The following is a 17,732-nucleotide window of genomic DNA, read 5'->3' as shown; positions in this document are numbered from 1 at the left end:
ATGTAATTGCATTTACACCACACTAGTTTGTTGGTATATTTGGAACTAATTACTTAAGTTCAAATTTATCTATTTTGCAAATAATGGGACAACCAAAAATAACTGTATTTATGGCTGCTTACAATCAGGCAGATTTTATCAAACATTCCATAAATAGCATATTAATCCAAAGTTTCCCTGATTTTGAATTGATTGTTGTAGATGACGGTTCTACTGACGATACTGTTTCGATTGTTAAATCATTTAATGATGAAAGAATAAGACTGATACAGAATGAAGGTAATAAAGGCTTGATTTATACAAGAAACCTCTTGTTAACTTTGGCCAAGGGCGAATATATTGCGATATTGGATGCAGATGATATTGCTTATCCCAATAGACTTAAACTTCAGTACGAGTATCTTCTGGCTAATCCAGATGTAGTACTATGTGGTGGTCATGCAGCGATAATTAATGAGCACAGCGAAAAAAAAGGAACAAAACTAATGGTACCGATAGATAATACGGTTGATTTATTTATGTTGTTTGGAAATCCTTTCGTTAATTCTACAACGATGTTTAAAACCAATGTTTTTACCGAACTTGGGGGTTACCAAAACTATACAATATCCGAAGATTTTGACCTCTTTATACGAATGGCAGAGAAGTATCAGGTTGCAAACCTGAATGAAACACTTGTCGATTATCGTATCCATAGCAATAATACCTCTTCATTAAACCTAGATATAAGACTCGCAAATGAGAGAAAAATTATCGGTAGTATGCAAGAGCGTATTGGCTTAACCAATCATCCAAAGTGGATTAATTTACATGTTGAATTGTTTAACTGGAGTCTCAGCAAAACACACTTAGGTGATTATTTAAACCTGTTCCATGAGCTTAAATTAGCTAACAATATTTCTAAAAGATATAACCCAGAACGATTTAATCGTTTTCTGTTTAATAAATGGATAGAGATTTTAATATCTGACCAGATTAATGGTCTGAACTTAAAATGGTACTTTAAAACCGAGATATTCGAAAGGAACTATTTCAATTTTAAGAAATTTAGAAGGGCAGCAAAAAACAGTCTTAAACAAATTTTAGACTAGATTACTGCCCAACAGTCCATTTCATTCTGGTTTTGATAAGTACTGCAGATAATAAATAGCTGATAGAATAAGCTATTAAAAATCTAAAGACTAACAATCCTGTATTTTCGTAAACATTATAATGTTCCACATCTAATTTTAATGGCTGAAAAATTAAAGGCAAAAGTCTTTCGATTACAATACTATGCAACAGATATATCCCAAATGTAGTTTCGCGAGGTTTAAGGCGATCAAGTACCTTAATACTTCCTATTTTAAGTAAAACTCCAAAGGCTACAAATGAATAAATAATATTTGTTATACGAAGCGTATTGTAAGCATCTTTACTTCCCAATTTAATAAGGATTACAGATTCTCCAATGCCCAGCGCAAAGGTTAATACTAAACAAAATATCCAGATTAACCATGGTGTTTCTTTTACAAACTTCTTTACCTCTGCATAATATCTGTTTAAGTATACACCAAGCCATAAATAGAACACAAAGCCAAAAAGAGCAGAAGTATGCGTGGTTTCAAACCACTTAAAATATAAATTCACACTATACACAAGCGAAATCAGTCCGAAAAATACCCCAAGCCAATACTTATAAAGATATTTTTTAAATACGAGCAATAAGGTAATACAGATTAAAAAATTAAGGATAAACCAATATAGGCTAAAGAACAATACCCGGTAAACAAAATCTGAGATATAAGCCCAGAAATTGGTAAACATTAAGCCACCATCACTTCCTTTAAGAAAAGCAACGCACCTATCCAGCATCGTAATGGCAATAAAGATAAACATCCAAAAAAGCCACGGACTTACTGTATTTTTGAATCTGTTCTTTAGATATTGGCCTGCCGAATATTCTTGAAATTTATGGTTTATCAGGAAACCTCCTATCAAAAAAAATGCTACAGTAGAGAACTTAAAAAACTGTATAACTCCTGCTTCCACAATGGTATCCCCCATCGTATTATACATAGGAGCCTGAACAATGTGGCTATGCTCAAATACAATACCCATCATGGATATGCACCGGATGGTATTAACAAAATCAAAATTCTTTTTTACAGGCGTAGCTTCTTTCTTTACTTCAATATCCATTAAATATGTCTTGGTAGATGAACTGGCAAATATCCGCTAAAAAAAAGAGTCTAGAATTAACCCCGGACTCTTTTAACATTTATGTACGTAAAATATTACAGTCATTGATTTCGTTTTCTGTATCTTTTCTTAATCATATTTACTGGAGCATTTCCATTTGTTAAAATTAATGAAGTAGATTTTGCCATATCGCAACTTGATAAAATTGCTGAATTATACAATATCCCGATTCATCAGATAATCATTCAATCAGATTTCCAAAAAGAACAAACAATTGCTCTCCACAACAAAAAAGGGCATCAATATTATTGATGCCCTCGTTTATAATTTGAAGAAAACTGATTACAGCTTTCTTGCTACTTCTACTTGTTCGTAGGCTTCAACGATATCGCCAACTTCGATGTTGTTAAAGTTCTGGATATTTAAACCACACTCGTAACCTTTGTTCACCTCTTTCACATCATCTTTAAAGCGTTTTAATGATGCAAGCTCTCCTGTGTAAACTACAACACCATCTCTAACAATACGGATTTTGCTGTTACGGGTAATCTTACCATCCAATACCATACAACCTGCAATGGTACCCACTTTGGTGATTTTGAATGTTTCGCGAATCTCAACGTTAGCCACAATTTTCTCTTCAAATTCCGGATCTAACATACCTTCCATTGCCGATTTAATCTCGTTGATTGCATCGTAAATGATAGAATATAAACGGATATCGATTTGCTCTGCTTCAGCTAACTTACGTGCACCTGTTGATGGACGAACCTGGAAACCGATAATAATCGCATCCGAAGCCGAAGCTAACAATACATCAGATTCTGAAATCTGACCAACACCTTTACTGATGATATTGATCTGGATCTGCTCAGTTGATAGTTTTAACAATGAATCGGCAAGGGCCTCGATAGAACCATCCACGTCACCTTTAACGATGATGTTAAGCTCTTTAAAGTTACCGATGGCTAAACGACGACCGATCTCATCCAAAGTGATGTGTTTCTGCGTACGTAAGCCTTGTTCGCGCTGTAACTGCATCCGTTTGTTTGCAATATCACGGGCTTCAGTTTCACTTTCTAAAGCATTAAACCTATCGCCAGCTGTAGGTGCGCCCTGCATACCCAAAACCTGTACCGGTTGTGAAGGGCCTGCCGAATCTACTTTAGCACCACGCTCGTTGGTTAACGCTTTTACACGTCCGCTGTAACTACCTGCTAAAATTGGATCTCCAACTTTTAAAGTACCGCCTTGAACCAGTACTGTAGTTACAATACCACGTCCTTTATCTAATGCCGATTCGATTACCGTACCTGTAGCACGTTTGTTCGGATTGGCTTTTAGTTCTAATAACTCAGCTTCTAATAATACTTTATCTAAAAGTAAATCTACATTTAAGCCGCTTTTGCTCGAAATTTCCTGCGATTGATATTTCCCGCCCCAGTCTTCCACCAAAATATTCATTACTGATAACTGCTCACGAACCTTATCTCCGTTTGCACCTGGTTTATCAATTTTGGTAAAAGCAAATACCAATGGTACGCCTGCTGCCTGTGCATGGTTAATCGCCTCTTTTGTTTGAGGCATCACCGCATCATCCGCAGCAATAACAATAATGGCAATATCGGCCGCCTTAGCACCACGTGCACGCATCGCGGTAAAGGCTTCGTGACCTGGCGTATCTAAGAAGGTTACTTTTTTACCAGAAGGGGTAGTTACCATGTAAGCACCAATGTGCTGGGTAATCCCTCCCGCCTCACCAGCTACCACATTTGCTTTACGGATATAATCCAGCAATGAGGTTTTACCGTGATCGACGTGCCCCATAATCGTAACAACCGGAGCTCTTTCGATTAAATCTTCTTCGTTATCTTCTTCCTCAATTACATTATCTTCTTCTTCATCTGGTTTAACGAATTGGATTTCGTAACCAAACTCATCAGCAACAATGGTTAAGGTTTCAGCATCTAAACGCTGGTTAATGGAAACGAACATACCTAAGCTCATACAGGTACCAATAATTTTGGTTACCGGTACATCCATCATGTTCGCCAGCTCATTAGCCGTAACAAATTCTGTTACTTTTAATATTTTCGATTGCGATTCAAGCTCGTTTGCTGCTTCTTCAGCGTTACTGGCTACATCATCACGTTTCTGACGACGTAATTTAGCGCGTTGCGCAAATTTACCAGATTTACCTGCTCCACTTAAACGGGCAAGTGTTGCTTTAATCTGATCTTGAATCTCTTTCTCTGTAGGCTCTTCTTTAGGTCCGCTTGGTGTAGCATTTCTATTTTGGAAACCTGGTCTGTTGTTATTTCTATTGCCCTGATAAGGAGTCCCGCCCTGTCCGGCTGGTCTGTTACCCTGGTATGGCGTACCGCCACCTGGTCTGTTGCCCTGGTAAGGCTGACGAGGTTGACCCGGTGCCCCACCCTGACCTGCAGGATTATTTTGTCCTTGCTGACCATGACCACCAGGTTGACCTGGCTGCCCTGGTGCTCCAGGAGTCTTTTTGCGTTTACGCTTACGTTTAGCGGCTTCACTATCGCTAGATGAAGCTACCGGACCGTTTCTGCGGTCAGGCGTAGTTGGTAAAACAATTTTACCAATAATATTTGGACCGGTTAATTTAACCGTACGTGCCTTAATTACTTCAGGCTCATTACTTACCGGTTTAACTTCTGCTGGTTTTTCTTCTGCTTTAGGCTGTTCAACTGGTTTTTCTGGTTCTTTTGCAACTGGTGCAGCTGCTACTGGAGCAGGTGTTGGTGCCGGGACAGAAGTTTCTTCTTTTTTAACCTCAACTGGTTTCTCTTCAGCTTTAGACTGCTCTACCGGTTTTACCGGCTCTGGTGCTTTTTCAACTGGTGTTGCCGCTGCCGGAGCTGCTGGTGCCGGAGTTTCATCTTTCTTAACCGGACGTGTTTTTGAGTTCAGATCGTTTAAATCGATCTTTCCTACAATTTTAACACCTGGTAAAGCGCTTTCATCAGCTTTTTCTTCAGCCTTTGGTGCTGCAACCGGCGCTGCTGCCGCAGGGGTTGGTGCCGGAGTTTCCACTTTAGGTGTTTCAACCACCTTTGGTTTTTCTACCGGAGGAGTAAATGACTGAGCATTTTTAATTAAAATCTCTTCATTTTTCTCAAAATCGGTATTTTTCTTCGGCGCTTCTACTGGCTTCTCAGTTTCAGGCTCGTCGCGACGTATTTTACCAATCACTATTTGTTTGGCTTCTTCTCTTACGATCTTATCTCCCTGATACTCTTTTAATAAGGCATTATACATCTCACCCGTAAGTTTAAACATAGGGCTCTTCTCGGCAGAGAATCCCTTTTTGTTTAAAAACTCAACGGCCGTACCCATGCCTATATTAAGTTCTTTAATAGCTTTAATTAAAATGATTGGTTTGTCGTCTGACATTTAGCTCCTGTTATTTTTTATAATAAAACAAAAGTAGTGTTTATTTGGCAATTACACCACTTATTCAAATTCTGACTGTAAAATCTGAACCACTTCTTTAATGGTTTCTTCTTCTAAGTCGGTGCGTTTTACCAAATCTTCTACTGTAAGTGCTAAAACACTCTTAGCAGTATCGCACCCGATAGCCTTTAATTCATCAATAATCCAGCTATCAATCTCATCTGAGAATTCTTCTAAATCCACATCCTCGTCGCTTTCTTCTCCAGCTTCACGGTAAACATCAATTTCGTAACCGGTTAATTTACCGGCCAGTTTAATGTTATGTCCGCCACGTCCGATTGCCAACGAAACCTGATCTGGTTTTAAGTAAACCGATGCATGTTTGGTTTCGTCATCCAATTTAATAGATGTGATTTTAGCCGGGCTTAAAGCACGGGTAATATATAATGAGATGTTGTTTGTGAAGTTAATCACATCAATATTTTCGTTTTTCAACTCGCGAACGATACCATGAATACGCGATCCTTTCATACCCACACATGCACCAACCGGATCAATACGATCATCGTACGATTCTACTGCAACTTTAGCACGTTCTCCTGGTTCGCGAACAATTTTCTTAACGGTAATTAAACCATCAAAAATCTCAGGTACCTCAAGCTCGAACAAGCGCTGTAAAAACTCAGGCGCAGTTCTCGAAATGATAATTTTCGGATTGGCATTGATCATTTCCACTTTAGAGATTACTGCTTTTACAGAATCACCTTTTTTGAAATAATCAGCTGGGATCTGCTCTGTTTTAGGCATTAAAAGTTCGTTACCTTCATCATCTAAAACCAAAGTTTCTTTTTTCCAAACCTGATAAACTTCGCCGGTTACAATTTCACCAACGCGATCTTTATATTTTTTGAAGATTTCATCCTTCTCTAATTCCAATACTTTAGAAACGAGTGTTTGGCGTGCCGCTAAAATTGCTCTGCGACCGAAGCTTTCGAGAGTAATCTGCTCGATATAATCATCGCCAACTTCTAAGGTTGGATCAAGTTTGTGTACATCAGCAAGTTCGATTTCTAAATCATCATCTTCAGAAAAGCCATCTTCCATTACTTTTCTTGTTCTCCAGATCTCCAAATCCCCGTTATCCGGGTTCACAATTACGTCACAGTTTTCGTCTGTTCCGTATTTCTTACGCAACATGCTACGAAAAACCTCTTCCAGCACACTGATCACCGTAGGGCGATCTATATTTTTGAAATCTTTGAACTCTTGAAAAGAGTCGATCAAATTAATTGTTGTAGTACTCATTCTTACTTAAATGAAATTAACACACTTGTTTCTAATATATCATTAAACGGAACAGTTGTTTGAACCGCTACCGCCTTTTTCCCTTTTTCTTTTACCGATTCTTCAATCAGCAAATCATTTTCTGTAACCGCAAGCAGTTTACCTTCTTTTTTCAGACCATCTTTTAACTTGATGCCTAAAGTACGTCCAACATTTTTGCTGTATTGGCGAACAAGCTTTAAAGGCTCGCCAACACCTGGCGAAGAAACTTCTAAATTATAAGCCTGCTCTATTGCGTTTTCTTCTTCGAGATGAAAACCAACGTGCCTGCTAATGGCCACGCAATCCTGTATGCTAATGCCTTCGTCGCCATCAACATGGATAATTAATTTGTTGTTTGGCAACATTTTCACATCAACCAGAAACAACTCCGGACGATCTGCAATTTTTTCCTCTACGAGGGCTGCAACTCTCTTTTCTACCTGCATATTTTAACCTGATTTCATAGAAAAAGGGGACACTGTCCCCTTCTCTTTTCTTCGATTACGATGCAAATGTAGTAATTTTTTAGAAAAAATCAAACACCTGCAGCAATTATTATGCTGATTATTACCGCCTAAGTGTTTGTCGCTGTGCCTGTAAGTTCTGTTTTGCATTACCTGAGATCAGATTGCCCACGGTAGCGAATTTTACGCCGATATAACTTTCTACCACATAAGTTTTACCCTTAACAAATGAGCTATCGGGGTTAAAAACAAGCGAATCGCCGGCAATGTTAATCTTTCCGGGCACCTCAAGTTCGTCTTGTACACTATCCAGCTCCTCTGGCTTAAGCAACACTGTAACCAGATTAAATGTATTGGAACTGTCTTTATGGGCATTTTTAACCTGAAAAAGGCTGGCCTCATCAATATTTTTAATTATTATTGAAGTACTATCGGCAGAAAACTGAATAATTGGCCTGTTGTTTGTATTTGAACAGGAAATCGCCAAAAAAGCGACAATAAACAAGACTAAATATTTAGGGAAGCATTTTAACATTCACAAAAATAGACAATTATGAGATTTATTATCGAAATCCTTTTAACAGGACTGGCTTTTTTTATCGGCGCCAGAATAGTACCGGGAGTCCATATCGATAGCTATGGCAGTGCTATTATTGCCTCTATTTTAATTGCGCTGGCCAACGCCACCATTGGATTTATTTTAAGGTTATTAACTTTTCCGGTTAATTTCCTAACCCTGGGCCTGGTTTCGTTTATCATCACCGTGTTAATGGTGTTACTGGTTGATAACATGATGACCTCATTTAATACCTCAGGCTTTATCGCCGCCGCCTTCCTGGCTATAATTGTAGCACTATTGAAAGCTATTTTCGGCGCTATAGTAGGAGAGAAAGACTAGTTTAGTTTTCAGTTGGCGGTTTGCAATTCGAACTGCCAACTGAAAATTGATCACTTTAAACTACCTAATCACCTCTCTCGAGATCACCATCTTCTGTATTTCAGATGTTCCTTCGTAAATCTGGGTAATCTTTGCGTCGCGCATTAAACGTTCTACATGGTATTCTTTTACAAAACCATAACCGCCGTGTACCTGCACCGCCTCTATGGTTACATCCATAGCCACTTTTGAAGCATATAATTTAGCCATCGAACCTGCCTGCGTGTACGGAAGTCCCTGGCTTTTTAACCAGGCCGCCTTATACACTAATAAACGTGCGGCTTCAATCTGCGTGGCCATATCGGCCAGCTTAAAAGCAATTGCCTGGTGCTCAGAAATCGGTTTACCGAAGGTTTTGCGCTCTTTCGCATATTGCGTAGCCAGTTCAAAAGCACCTTGCGCAATACCCAGGGCCTGGGCTGCAATACCAATACGCCCGCCTTCGAGGGTTTTCATGGCAAAGGTAAAACCAAAGCCATCTTCCCCAATCCTGTTTTCTTTGGGTACTTTAACATCGTTAAACATTAAAGAATGTGTATCAGACCCACGAATCCCCAGTTTATTTTCTTTTGGCCCAACCGTAAAGCCCTCCATTCCTTTTTCAACAATAAAGGCATTTATTCCTTTATGTCTTAATTCGGGATGAGTTTGTGCAATAACCAGATAAGTTGAAGCCGTACTGCCATTGGTAATCCAGTTTTTGGTACCGTTAAGTAAATAGTAATCGCCTTTATCTTCGGCTGTGGTGCGCTGTGAAGTGGCATCAGATCCGGCTTCTGGTTCTGACAGACAGAAAGCCCCGATTTTTTCGCCGGCAGCAAGTGGCTTTAAATATTTCTCCTTTTGTGCTTCACTTCCATAAGCCTCTAAACCGTAACATACCAGCGAGTTATTTACCGAAACAACAACAGAAGCCGAAGCATCTATTTTAGACAGCTCTTCCATTACTAAAACATAGGAAATGGCATCTAAACCGCTACCATTGTATTTCGGATCAACCATCATCCCCAGAAAGCCGAGCTCCCCCAATTTCTTCACCTGCTCGGCCGGAAATTTCTGATGCTCGTCTCTTTCAATAACACCGGGTTTTAATTCATGCTGTGCAAAATCGCGCGCAGCCTGCTGTATCATGATCTGTTCTTCACTTAATTCAAAATGCATAACAATTATGTATAAAAGGTTAGTAAATCAAATGTATGATTTATAGATTAAAAATACTATGGCTGCATAGTATTTTATTTTGAAAAATATTTAACCTCAGGTCGAGCAGGCTAATTTGTTCTAACGATCATGCTATAAATAATACTAACACCATAATGCACTCTTCGAGCCTGATAAAATTCAGATAAGTATAAGCATAGTTAAAGTATGGCTAAAGCATAGCCTAAGTATGGATAGAGTATAGTTAATGCCTTACAGCCTAATTAACAATTATTTTTTCAATACAACTTTTGTTAAACTTAAACTGCCCAGAATAAGTATAAGCAATACCTGCGAGGAATGTATAATTGTAGCGTAAGCCAAACCATCCTTAAACAATACACCATATAATACCAGCGCTTGCGCAACCACCCAATGAAAAACACCAATACCACCCTGAATTGGAGCTGCCATAGCGAAACCAGAAAATACAATTGCGGTAAATGCGGCATTAAAGTGTAAGCCAGATGTTGCCGGAATAGACGAAAAGGCAAAATACATAGATAGCGAATAAAAAACCCATATGCCCAGGGTATAACTTAAAAATAAGCCCTTTTGCTTTAACTTACTATATGAGCCAAAACCCTGGCGAAGGCTCACAAAAATCCGTAGAAATTTCTGACTGAATTTCTGACGCAGCAAATAAATGGCAATTACAATTAATAAAACAATTGCAATGCCAATTGCAAGCAGCCACAAATAATTGATGGCGCTTAATTTTTTAACCAGATTGAGATAAAGTGTATCGTATAAAAAATCAGAAACAATATCGTATTGAAAAACCAGCATGGCCATACTGGTAAGCAAAAGTACCAGCACATCAAAAAGCCGCTCGGTAATTACAGTACCTATCGATGCGAACATCGGTACTTTTTCGGCCTTATTTATAACAGAGCAGCGACCAATTTCGCCGAAACGGGGCAAAGCCAGATTAGCCAGATAACCAATAATTACGGCGTGGTAAGCATTCCAGAAACCAACATTATATTGTATGGAGCGGTAAAGCATTTGCCAACGCAAGGCGCGTAAAACGTGGGCTATCCATACAGCAAAGGAAGAAACGATTACCCAAAAGAAATCTGCCTCTTTTATTTCTTCCCAGATTTTACCTAAATCCTGACCCCGAAACGCTAAATATAAAACGCCCACTCCTATTAAAAACAGGATGATATATTTTAGCGCTGTTTTAAGGTCGAAGGTCACAATTTATTTTAGCAAATGATTGTTATCGTCAGGGAACACCAATATAGGATTATATTTTTTAGCTTCCTCTATTGGCAATGAACCATACGACATGATAATAAGAATGTCGCCAAGTTGTGCCAAACGTGCTGTTGCACCATTTAAACAGATAGTTCCGGTACCACGCTCGCCTTTTATTACATAAGTTTCAAAACGGGCACCATTATTATTATTTACAATCTGCACCTTTTCATTAGCAATAATGTTAGCTGCATCCATCAAATCTTCATCTATCGTAATACTGCCTACATAGTTTAATTCGGCCTGTGTTACCCTAACACGGTGTATTTTCGATTTTAATATTGTGATAACCATTCGGCAAAGTTAGTAATAAAGCACTGGATGAAAAAAATGTAAAATGTAAGTACCATGTAATATGGGAAATGGATGATAGATTATGGATGATGTAGTATGGAAAATGGTTAATGGTTTAATAGCCGATGGCCAAAACCACAACACCACGAACAATATGGCTATACACTACACATCCCTCATCCATCTTACATCATCCATCTTACCTCATTTAATAATCATATTATCAATCAACCGGGTTGAGCCCACTTTTGCAGCCACTAAAGCAACCAGGTTGTTAGCTTCTTTCGTTTGGGCAGGCTCTAGTGTATCGCCATTGGCAATGGTAAAGTAATCCAGCTCCACCCCATCTATATCGTTATATAATGCTTTTGCACGGCTTTCGAGTTCGGCTAAGGTGTACGCATCAAAATGATCTACTACAAACTGCAGCGATTTACTCAATACCAGTGAGTGTTTACGGTCTTCGGGGGTTAAGTGAATATTGCGGCTACTCATGGCCAAACCATCCTCCTCCCTGATAATCGGGCAGGTAATAATGGTTATGGGAAGGTTAAAGTGAGCAAGCATATTTTTAATCATCAGTACCTGCTGGAAATCTTTCTGCCCGAACATGGCTACATCAGGCTCAACTGCATCAAACAGTTTTTTCACAATCTGGGTTACCCCCTGGTAGTGCCCTTTTCTAAAAGCGCCTTCCAACAGGAATTCGGCACTTCCTAAATCAATATGCCATTTTTCATCGGCACCCGATGGATACATCTCCTCTACATTGGGCATAAAAACGCCATTGCAGCCTGCATCCTGAAGCATGGCCAGATCGTGTTCTATAGGTCGCGGATATTTTTCCAGATCCTTAGGATCGGTAAACTGAGTTGGGTTAACAAAAATACTGCAGATAATGATATCGGCATTTTGCTGGGCCAGTTTAATAAGTGATATATGGCCATTATGCAGCGCACCCATAGTAGGCACGAGTGCTATTTTTTTACCTGAAGCCTTTAAAGGTTTTAAGAAAGCTTTAAGGGCTGCTTTTGTTTTAAATATTTCCAATTCGGACAATCTAAATTAAAGCCGTAAAGGTGTAAATTAATCTAAACGAAACCAAACAAATGCTTGCGATATTGATAAATAGTATTATTATGCTTACCTTTGCAGCTCATTATCTTTTATTTAACTTAATATTTTCTTAGAATATGGAGATGGCAAAAACGAAGCTGCTGATTGTTACACACGAGATGTCGCCTTTCCTCGAGCTTACTAAAATTTCTGAAATTACACGCCAATTACCTCAAGCAATGCAAGAAAAAGGATTCGAAATCCGCATCTTGATGCCTAAATTCGGTAACATTAATGAAAGAAGAAATCGTTTACACGAAGTAATCCGCTTATCGGGAATGAACATCATCATCGATGACAACGATAACCCGTTAATTATTAAAGTAGCTTCCATCCCAGCTGCACGTATGCAGGTTTATTTCTTAGACAATGAAGAATATTTTCAACGCAAACAAGTATTTAGAGATGCGAGTGGAAAATTCTTCGACGACAATGATGAGCGTACCATTTTCTTTTGCAAAGGTGCATTAGAAACGGTAAAAAAATTAGGCTGGGCACCAGATATTGTTCACTGCCATGGCTGGATGAGCTCTTTAGTACCTGCTTATATTAAAACTACTTATAAAAACGATCCTACTTTTAAAAATTCGAAAGTAGTATATTCTATTTATGAGGATGGCTTTACTGAAAAATTAAACGATAATTTCGCTAAAAAAGCAGTAATGGCTAACATGACTGAAGATGATACCAAAGCTTTCGTTCCGGCAGATTGCAACAGCATGCATATTGGTGCGGTAACACATTCAGACGCAGTGGTTTTAGGCGACGAAAACCTGGATACCGCTTTGTTAAAATTTGTTAAAGATTCAAATAAGCCAACATTAGCATTTAACTTAACCGAGAATTTTGAAAACTTCTATACTTTTTATGAAGAAATTTCAAATGACGAATTGGTTTCACTTGCTTAATTAGGTATTATTATTTTAAATATGAAATTTACAAAACAAGACTTATTAACCCTGTTGATAGGTCTTTTTCTTTTTGCATCGTGCAAAAACCCTGATGGTGTTGGTTTAGATGTTGATCCAAGTACAGCAATTACCGGTACTTTGGTAACCAGCGAAGTTAGATCGGAAACAATAGCCGAACCTGCCGCCAACACGCAAAGCTTAACGCGCTACCCATTGGGCTATATGGTTGATCCTGTTTTTGGTACAACCAAATCAAGTGTGGCCATGACCATTATACCAAACCAATTGAGCTACGATTTTGGCACCTCGCCGGTTTTGGATTCGGCTATTCTGGTTTTAAAAATTGATACTACCGTCAACAAATTTTATGGCGATACGATCTCGTCTCAATACAGCATTGACGTGTATCAGTTAACCAATAAGGTTACCACATACAAAAGTTCTGACGTTCAGGCGCACAATGCACAATTACTGGGCAACGTAAAAAAGAAACTGTATCCAAGTACACCAATTAAAGTTTACGATATTGTACCCGGAAAGGCGGATACTTTAAAAACCCTAAAAGCACAAATCAGAATTCCATTGGATAAAACATTTATCCAGTCACAGATATTGAGCTTACCTACAACAGGTACATCAACCAATGCTAAGTTTGTTGATTATTTTAAAGGCTTGTATGCCGAGGTAAATAAAAATACCTCAACAGGCGTTGGAGGAGTTGCATTTTTTAAATTAAACGACTCCTATTTGCAACTGGTATTCAAGAAAACCAATTCAAGCAGTGGAATAGACACAACCTCTATTAATTTCCCTGTTTCCAGTTCTGCTTCTGCGGCAACAATTGTGCACGATTATACCGGCACAGCAGTTGACACACAGTTAAAGAATCCACCAACAAGCTTTCCTTCACCTTATACCGTAACTTATACGCAAGGGTTAGCAGGCGTTAAAACAAAGATTTCTTTTCCTCAGCTGGATGCATTTACCAGCACGTATGGTAAAGTTGTAGTAAACAAAGCAGAGTTAGTGGTTGATTTAAGCGCAGGAACATATACCTATCCTTTTACACCAATTCAACGCCTTTCTTTATACCGCTGGGATATTGCAAACCAGCCCACCACAACGCCTGATTATAGCACTACAAGTCCTGGGGTGATTGGTGGCTATTACGATTCGCTTAAAAATAGATACATCTTTATTGTAACTAATTATGTACAGGCCCTGATTGATAAAACTGTAAAAGATTATGGTACTTTCATCGCACCAACCGGAATTGATGCTTATCAGGTAGTTCCGACTGCCATCACTGCAGAAAGATCGGTATTTGGAGCAAGTACAAACACTACCAATAAAGTGAAACTCAATATTTACTATACTAAAATTAATTAATAGTAATAAACGAAATTTTAAAACTCCTGTAGCTAAACCTGCAGGAGTTTTTTGTTTTAGAGGGCAAAAAAAACGGCTAACTGTTATCAGCTAGCCGTTGTTGTTAAATGAGTTTATATCTTAAAAAGGTAAATCACCGTTCTCGTCAGACGGGCCAATGGTAAATTCATCTTCAATTTTAGATTCGGTATTTTGGTGAACAGGCGCTGCCGGACTTTGCTCAAAATCACTTTTTCGTCCCAGCATGGTAAAGTTCTCTGCAACGATCTCTGTTACATACTTTTTAACCTTTTCTTTATCTTCAAAAGATCTCGTTCTTAGTTTGCCCTCAATGTAAACCAGCTTACCCTTCTGCAAATATTTAGATGCTACCTCTGCCAGCCCACGCCACAGCACAATATTATGCCATTCTGTTTGCTCTACTCTTTTCCCGTCTTTGTTGTATGTTTCTGATGTAGCTAATGGAAAACTGGCTACAGTTACGCCACCGTCTAAATGCCGCACCTCAGGGTCTTTACCCAAGTGGCCTACTAAAATAACTTTGTTAATCCCTGACATAAATATTTTTGGTTAGTTGTTTTGTATAAAAATGCTTACCACTAAGATGGTTAGTTACTCCATATCATTTTTATAAAAGTATCCCTGAATAAAATCATGAATAACTTTTGGTTGCGGTAACTCATCTAACTTATCTAAAGAAACCCAATTAAGTTCCTTTTGTTTATTAAAGTTAAATATATAATTTTTTAATGCAAAAAATTGCACGTGGATTATTTGGTGCGTTAAGAGATGTTTTTTTGTGCTGATTAATGTCAGTTCAACTGCCTCACCAAAAGCAGACTGTACCGCCGCTAAAAAGGCTGTGTCGTTAACTCCATGGCCTTCTGTTGTCTCCAGGCTCGGAAAATCGTATAAATGCTGCCATATATCGCCTGCCTGCCTTTCTTTAACCAATACCTGATCGTTTTCTGTACACACAAAATAATTGATGTAGCGGTGCTTTTGTTTAATCTTACCTATTTTCACAGGCAAAGTATTAACCTGCTCCTGTTGATAAGCATAACAGCTTTGAATCAGCGGACAAATGCTACAATTAGGGCTTTTAGGTTTACATTGCATGGCCCCAAACTCCATAATGGCCTGATTATAAAGCGCCGGATCTTCCTGATAAAGCAATTCGTTAGCCAGCGCATAGAATTCTTTTTTACCGGCAGGCGAATTTATAGGGGTATGAATACCATAATAGCGCGAAAGTACCCTAAACACATTTCCATCAACCACAGCACGTGCCTCGCCCGAAGAAAAAGAAGAGATTGCAGCAGCGGTATATTCACCAATTCCTTTCAATTTTATCAGCTCATCGTGCAGATTCGGGAAGATTCCGCGGTAATTATTCACCACAATTTGCGCGGTGGCATGCATATTTCTTCCCCTTGAGTAGTAACCTAAACCCTGCCAAAGCTTTAAAACCCTTGCCTCGGTAGCATTGGCAAAATCGGTAACAGTCGGAAAATTTTCTAAAAACTTATTAAAGTAAGGAAGCCCTTGTTCTACCCTTGTTTGTTGTAATATAACCTCTGATAACCAGATGGTATAAGCATCGTTGGTGTGCCTCCAGGGCAAATCTCTCTTGTTTACCAGGTACCAATTGATGAGTTCATTTTGAAATGTCATTACTGCAAATTACGGCCAATTTATCCGATTAAAAAAAAAGTTGCATTTGGCTGATAAGTCTGGAGATAAAAAAATCATCTTTTATTTCCCTATCTCATTAAAAAGCAATACTTTTGCAACCCCAAAACAGTAGTAATATTAAAACATAATAATATAATAAATAATAAAATATGACTAAGGCAGATATTATTTCAGAAATATCAACAAAAACCGGAATTGAGAAGGTTGATGTACAGGAAACAGTTGAGGCATTTTTCAAGGTTATCAAAACCAGCATGATTGGCGGTGAAAATGTATATGTAAGAGGCTTCGGAAGCTTTGTTGTTAAAAAGAGAGCGCAAAAAACTGCGAGAAACATCTCTAAAAATACTGCAATAATTATCCCAGAACACTTCGTTCCTAGCTTTAAACCAGCAAAAGTATTTGTTGACAAAGTAAAAAGTAATTCAAAAAAAATTAACGTAGAAGCCTAATTCTTAAGTCGTATGAGTAGCAGCATCAGATCAAAACAAACCATTATTATTGGAGCGATTGTATTGCTTGTTGCGTTCTTATTTACAAGAGACATTAAGGGTTTAGTTAAACCAACTGAAGAAAATGGTAAAACGCCTTCAAGCGGCCAAATGGCAGAAGCAGGAGCAGCATCAACTTCAACGGTACTAAACATCGAGACTTCTTCTACAGCTGCAAAAAATGTACTAAACAAAAATTTAGCTACAGATATTACAGCTTTAGAGAATAGTTACAAAGGCGCAAACGGTGCAGAGAAAGTAGCATTAGCAAAACAACTGGCCCAAAAATGGGATGATGTTGAGCAAATTACCCCATCAGCACTTTATTTAGAGATTGTTGCCCAGGGAGAACCATCGTCTAAAACATGGTTGGCCGCAGGTAATCAGTTTATAAAAGCTTTTGAAAGTACACAAGATAGTTTGGCTCAACCTGCTTTATTGCAGAAAGCCAATCTTTCTTACAAAAACGCATTAGAGAAAGACTCTACAAACATTGAAGCTAAAACAGGCTTAGGAGTAACAATAGTAAACGGCTTAGGAGCACCAATGCAAGGTATTGCGATGTTGCTTGAGGTTGTAGCTAAAGAACCTAAAAATGTTAAAGCCAATATGAATTTAGGTTTATTTTCTATTAAATCAGGTCAGTTTGACAAGGCTATTCCGCGTTTTAACACGGTAATTGCTACTGCTCCAACTCCTGAAGCCTATTTTTATTTAGGTACAGCGTTAGAAAACTTAGGCAGAAATAAAGAAGCGGTTAACGCCTATTTAGCAAGCAAAAAATTAGCGGCAAACCCAACCTTATCTTCTTTCATTGATAAGAAAGTGGCTGAGCTAAAAAATAAAAATTAATTAACAGATTAATAAAAACATTTAAAACCTTAAAATTATGCCAAGCGGTAAAAAAAGAAAAAGACATAAAATGGCTACCCACAAACGTAAAAAACGTTTAAGAAAAAACAGACATAAGAAAAAATAGTTTCTTATTTTGATAAAGCCCCTTTAAACCTCATAGTGAATACTGTGAGGTTTAAAGTATTTA

Annotated in this window: 17 protein-coding genes; 6 read left to right on the top strand and 11 right to left on the bottom strand. The window is 38.3% G+C overall.

The genetic code is table 11. The features are described 5' to 3' along the window. Nucleotides 1–83 precede the first annotated feature (83 nt). Complete coding sequence (locus HWV58_RS03530) at nucleotides 84–1,091, top strand: glycosyltransferase family 2 protein (RefSeq protein WP_175632774.1); 1,008 nt, start codon at nucleotides 84–86, stop codon at nucleotides 1,089–1,091. Between the two features lies 1 nt (nucleotide 1,092). Here HWV58_RS03530 and HWV58_RS03525 read toward each other — a convergent pair whose 3' ends face one another. The 5 genes from HWV58_RS03525 to HWV58_RS03505 all read right to left on the bottom strand — a co-directional run bounded on the left by HWV58_RS03525 (nucleotide 1,093) and on the right by HWV58_RS03505 (nucleotide 7,929). Next, on the bottom strand, nucleotides 1,093–2,181 hold the full coding sequence (locus HWV58_RS03525) for an acyltransferase family protein (RefSeq protein WP_175632773.1): 1,089 nt from the start codon (nucleotides 2,179–2,181) through the stop codon (nucleotides 1,093–1,095). Between the two features lie 342 nt (nucleotides 2,182–2,523). Then, the gene (gene infB, locus HWV58_RS03520) at nucleotides 2,524–5,604 is read right to left on the bottom strand and encodes a translation initiation factor IF-2 (RefSeq protein WP_175632772.1); all 3,081 of its coding nucleotides are present in this window, start codon (nucleotides 5,602–5,604) and stop codon (nucleotides 2,524–2,526) included. A 60-nt stretch (nucleotides 5,605–5,664) separates the two neighbouring features. Then, nucleotides 5,665–6,909, bottom strand: coding sequence for a transcription termination factor NusA (nusA, locus tag HWV58_RS03515; protein ID WP_124558172.1), 1,245 nt, complete (start codon nucleotides 6,907–6,909; stop codon nucleotides 5,665–5,667). 2 nt (nucleotides 6,910–6,911) lie between these two features. Beyond that, complete coding sequence (gene rimP, locus HWV58_RS03510) at nucleotides 6,912–7,376, bottom strand: ribosome assembly cofactor RimP (protein ID WP_175632771.1); 465 nt, start codon at nucleotides 7,374–7,376, stop codon at nucleotides 6,912–6,914. A gap of 121 nt (nucleotides 7,377–7,497) precedes the next feature. After that, nucleotides 7,498–7,929, bottom strand: coding sequence for a hypothetical protein (locus HWV58_RS03505; RefSeq protein WP_175632770.1), 432 nt, complete (start codon nucleotides 7,927–7,929; stop codon nucleotides 7,498–7,500). 18 nt (nucleotides 7,930–7,947) lie between these two features. Here HWV58_RS03505 and HWV58_RS03500 point away from each other — a divergent pair, with 18 nt between their 5' ends. Further along, on the top strand, nucleotides 7,948–8,292 hold the full coding sequence (locus HWV58_RS03500; protein WP_175632769.1) for a phage holin family protein: 345 nt from the start codon (nucleotides 7,948–7,950) through the stop codon (nucleotides 8,290–8,292). Between the two features lie 60 nt (nucleotides 8,293–8,352). On the opposite strand, the gene HWV58_RS03495 is transcribed toward HWV58_RS03500, so the two are convergent. The 4 genes from HWV58_RS03495 to panC all read right to left on the bottom strand — a co-directional run bounded on the left by HWV58_RS03495 (nucleotide 8,353) and on the right by panC (nucleotide 12,138). Continuing rightward, entirely contained in the window at nucleotides 8,353–9,492 is a 1,140-nt protein-coding gene (locus HWV58_RS03495) for an acyl-CoA dehydrogenase (protein WP_166208354.1), read from the bottom strand. Between the two features lie 270 nt (nucleotides 9,493–9,762). After that, on the bottom strand, nucleotides 9,763–10,734 hold the full coding sequence (locus HWV58_RS03490) for a lysylphosphatidylglycerol synthase transmembrane domain-containing protein (RefSeq protein ID WP_175632768.1): 972 nt from the start codon (nucleotides 10,732–10,734) through the stop codon (nucleotides 9,763–9,765). A 3-nt stretch (nucleotides 10,735–10,737) separates the two neighbouring features. Beyond that, complete coding sequence (gene panD / locus HWV58_RS03485) at nucleotides 10,738–11,088, bottom strand: aspartate 1-decarboxylase (protein WP_029274491.1); 351 nt, start codon at nucleotides 11,086–11,088, stop codon at nucleotides 10,738–10,740. A gap of 204 nt (nucleotides 11,089–11,292) precedes the next feature. After that, nucleotides 11,293–12,138 carry a pantoate--beta-alanine ligase gene (panC, locus tag HWV58_RS03480; RefSeq protein ID WP_175632767.1) on the bottom strand — a complete coding sequence of 282 codons (846 nt, stop codon included), beginning with the start codon at nucleotides 12,136–12,138 and terminating at the stop codon, nucleotides 11,293–11,295. Between the two features lie 149 nt (nucleotides 12,139–12,287). Here panC and HWV58_RS03475 point away from each other — a divergent pair, with 149 nt between their 5' ends. Both HWV58_RS03475 and HWV58_RS03470 read left to right on the top strand, forming a co-directional pair. Further along, a complete protein-coding gene (locus tag HWV58_RS03475) occupies nucleotides 12,288–13,112 on the top strand; it encodes a glycogen/starch synthase (protein ID WP_175632766.1) in 825 nt (274 codons plus the stop codon). 21 nt (nucleotides 13,113–13,133) lie between these two features. Further along, nucleotides 13,134–14,504, top strand: a complete 1,371-nt coding sequence (locus HWV58_RS03470; protein ID WP_175632765.1) for a DUF4270 family protein — start codon at nucleotides 13,134–13,136, stop codon at nucleotides 14,502–14,504. A 120-nt stretch (nucleotides 14,505–14,624) separates the two neighbouring features. Here the strand turns inward: HWV58_RS03470 and HWV58_RS03465 are convergent, their stop codons facing one another. Continuing rightward, nucleotides 14,625–15,062 (bottom strand): single-stranded DNA-binding protein, encoded by a 438-nt coding sequence (locus tag HWV58_RS03465; RefSeq protein WP_175632764.1) that lies wholly within the window; start codon nucleotides 15,060–15,062, stop codon nucleotides 14,625–14,627. 54 nt (nucleotides 15,063–15,116) lie between these two features. Next, on the bottom strand, nucleotides 15,117–16,178 hold the full coding sequence (gene mutY / locus HWV58_RS03460; RefSeq protein ID WP_175632763.1) for an A/G-specific adenine glycosylase: 1,062 nt from the start codon (nucleotides 16,176–16,178) through the stop codon (nucleotides 15,117–15,119). 170 nt (nucleotides 16,179–16,348) lie between these two features. Between mutY and HWV58_RS03455 the strand changes: the two genes are divergently transcribed. After that, complete coding sequence (locus HWV58_RS03455; RefSeq protein ID WP_025143406.1) at nucleotides 16,349–16,651, top strand: HU family DNA-binding protein; 303 nt, start codon at nucleotides 16,349–16,351, stop codon at nucleotides 16,649–16,651. 12 nt (nucleotides 16,652–16,663) lie between these two features. Then, the gene (locus HWV58_RS03450; protein WP_175632762.1) at nucleotides 16,664–17,542 is read left to right on the top strand and encodes a tetratricopeptide repeat protein; all 879 of its coding nucleotides are present in this window, start codon (nucleotides 16,664–16,666) and stop codon (nucleotides 17,540–17,542) included. The last annotated feature ends 190 nt before the right edge of the window (nucleotides 17,543–17,732 follow it).

Origin of the sequence: Pedobacter ghigonis, from assembly GCF_903166585.1 — a bacterium.
In the GTDB taxonomy this organism is placed as follows: Bacteria; Bacteroidota; Bacteroidia; order Sphingobacteriales; family Sphingobacteriaceae; genus Pedobacter; species Pedobacter ghigonis.
The sequence above is the reverse complement of the archived record's forward strand: the minus strand, read 5'-3'. Positions and strand labels throughout refer to the sequence as shown.

Excerpts from the sequence above, each read along its gene's own strand:
- HWV58_RS03455 (WP_025143406.1), top strand. The coding sequence starts at position 16,349 with ATGACTAAGGCAGATATTATTTCAGAAATATCAACAAAAACCGGAATT.
- HWV58_RS03475 (WP_175632766.1), top strand. The coding sequence starts at position 12,288 with ATGGCAAAAACGAAGCTGCTGATTGTTACACACGAGATGTCGCCTTTC.
- panD (WP_029274491.1), bottom strand. The coding sequence starts at position 11,088 with ATGGTTATCACAATATTAAAATCGAAAATACACCGTGTTAGGGTAACA.
- rimP (WP_175632771.1), bottom strand. The coding sequence starts at position 7,376 with ATGCAGGTAGAAAAGAGAGTTGCAGCCCTCGTAGAGGAAAAAATTGCA.
- HWV58_RS03505 (WP_175632770.1), bottom strand. The coding sequence starts at position 7,929 with ATGTTAAAATGCTTCCCTAAATATTTAGTCTTGTTTATTGTCGCTTTT.
- nusA (WP_124558172.1), bottom strand. The coding sequence starts at position 6,909 with ATGAGTACTACAACAATTAATTTGATCGACTCTTTTCAAGAGTTCAAA.
- HWV58_RS03500 (WP_175632769.1), top strand. The coding sequence starts at position 7,948 with ATGAGATTTATTATCGAAATCCTTTTAACAGGACTGGCTTTTTTTATC.
- HWV58_RS03530 (WP_175632774.1), top strand. The coding sequence starts at position 84 with ATGGGACAACCAAAAATAACTGTATTTATGGCTGCTTACAATCAGGCA.
- HWV58_RS03465 (WP_175632764.1), bottom strand. The coding sequence starts at position 15,062 with ATGTCAGGGATTAACAAAGTTATTTTAGTAGGCCACTTGGGTAAAGAC.
- infB (WP_175632772.1), bottom strand. The coding sequence starts at position 5,604 with ATGTCAGACGACAAACCAATCATTTTAATTAAAGCTATTAAAGAACTT.
- mutY (WP_175632763.1), bottom strand. The coding sequence starts at position 16,178 with ATGACATTTCAAAATGAACTCATCAATTGGTACCTGGTAAACAAGAGA.
- HWV58_RS03495 (WP_166208354.1), bottom strand. The coding sequence starts at position 9,492 with ATGCATTTTGAATTAAGTGAAGAACAGATCATGATACAGCAGGCTGCG.
- HWV58_RS03525 (WP_175632773.1), bottom strand. The coding sequence starts at position 2,181 with ATGGATATTGAAGTAAAGAAAGAAGCTACGCCTGTAAAAAAGAATTTT.
- HWV58_RS03470 (WP_175632765.1), top strand. The coding sequence starts at position 13,134 with ATGAAATTTACAAAACAAGACTTATTAACCCTGTTGATAGGTCTTTTT.
- HWV58_RS03450 (WP_175632762.1), top strand. The coding sequence starts at position 16,664 with ATGAGTAGCAGCATCAGATCAAAACAAACCATTATTATTGGAGCGATT.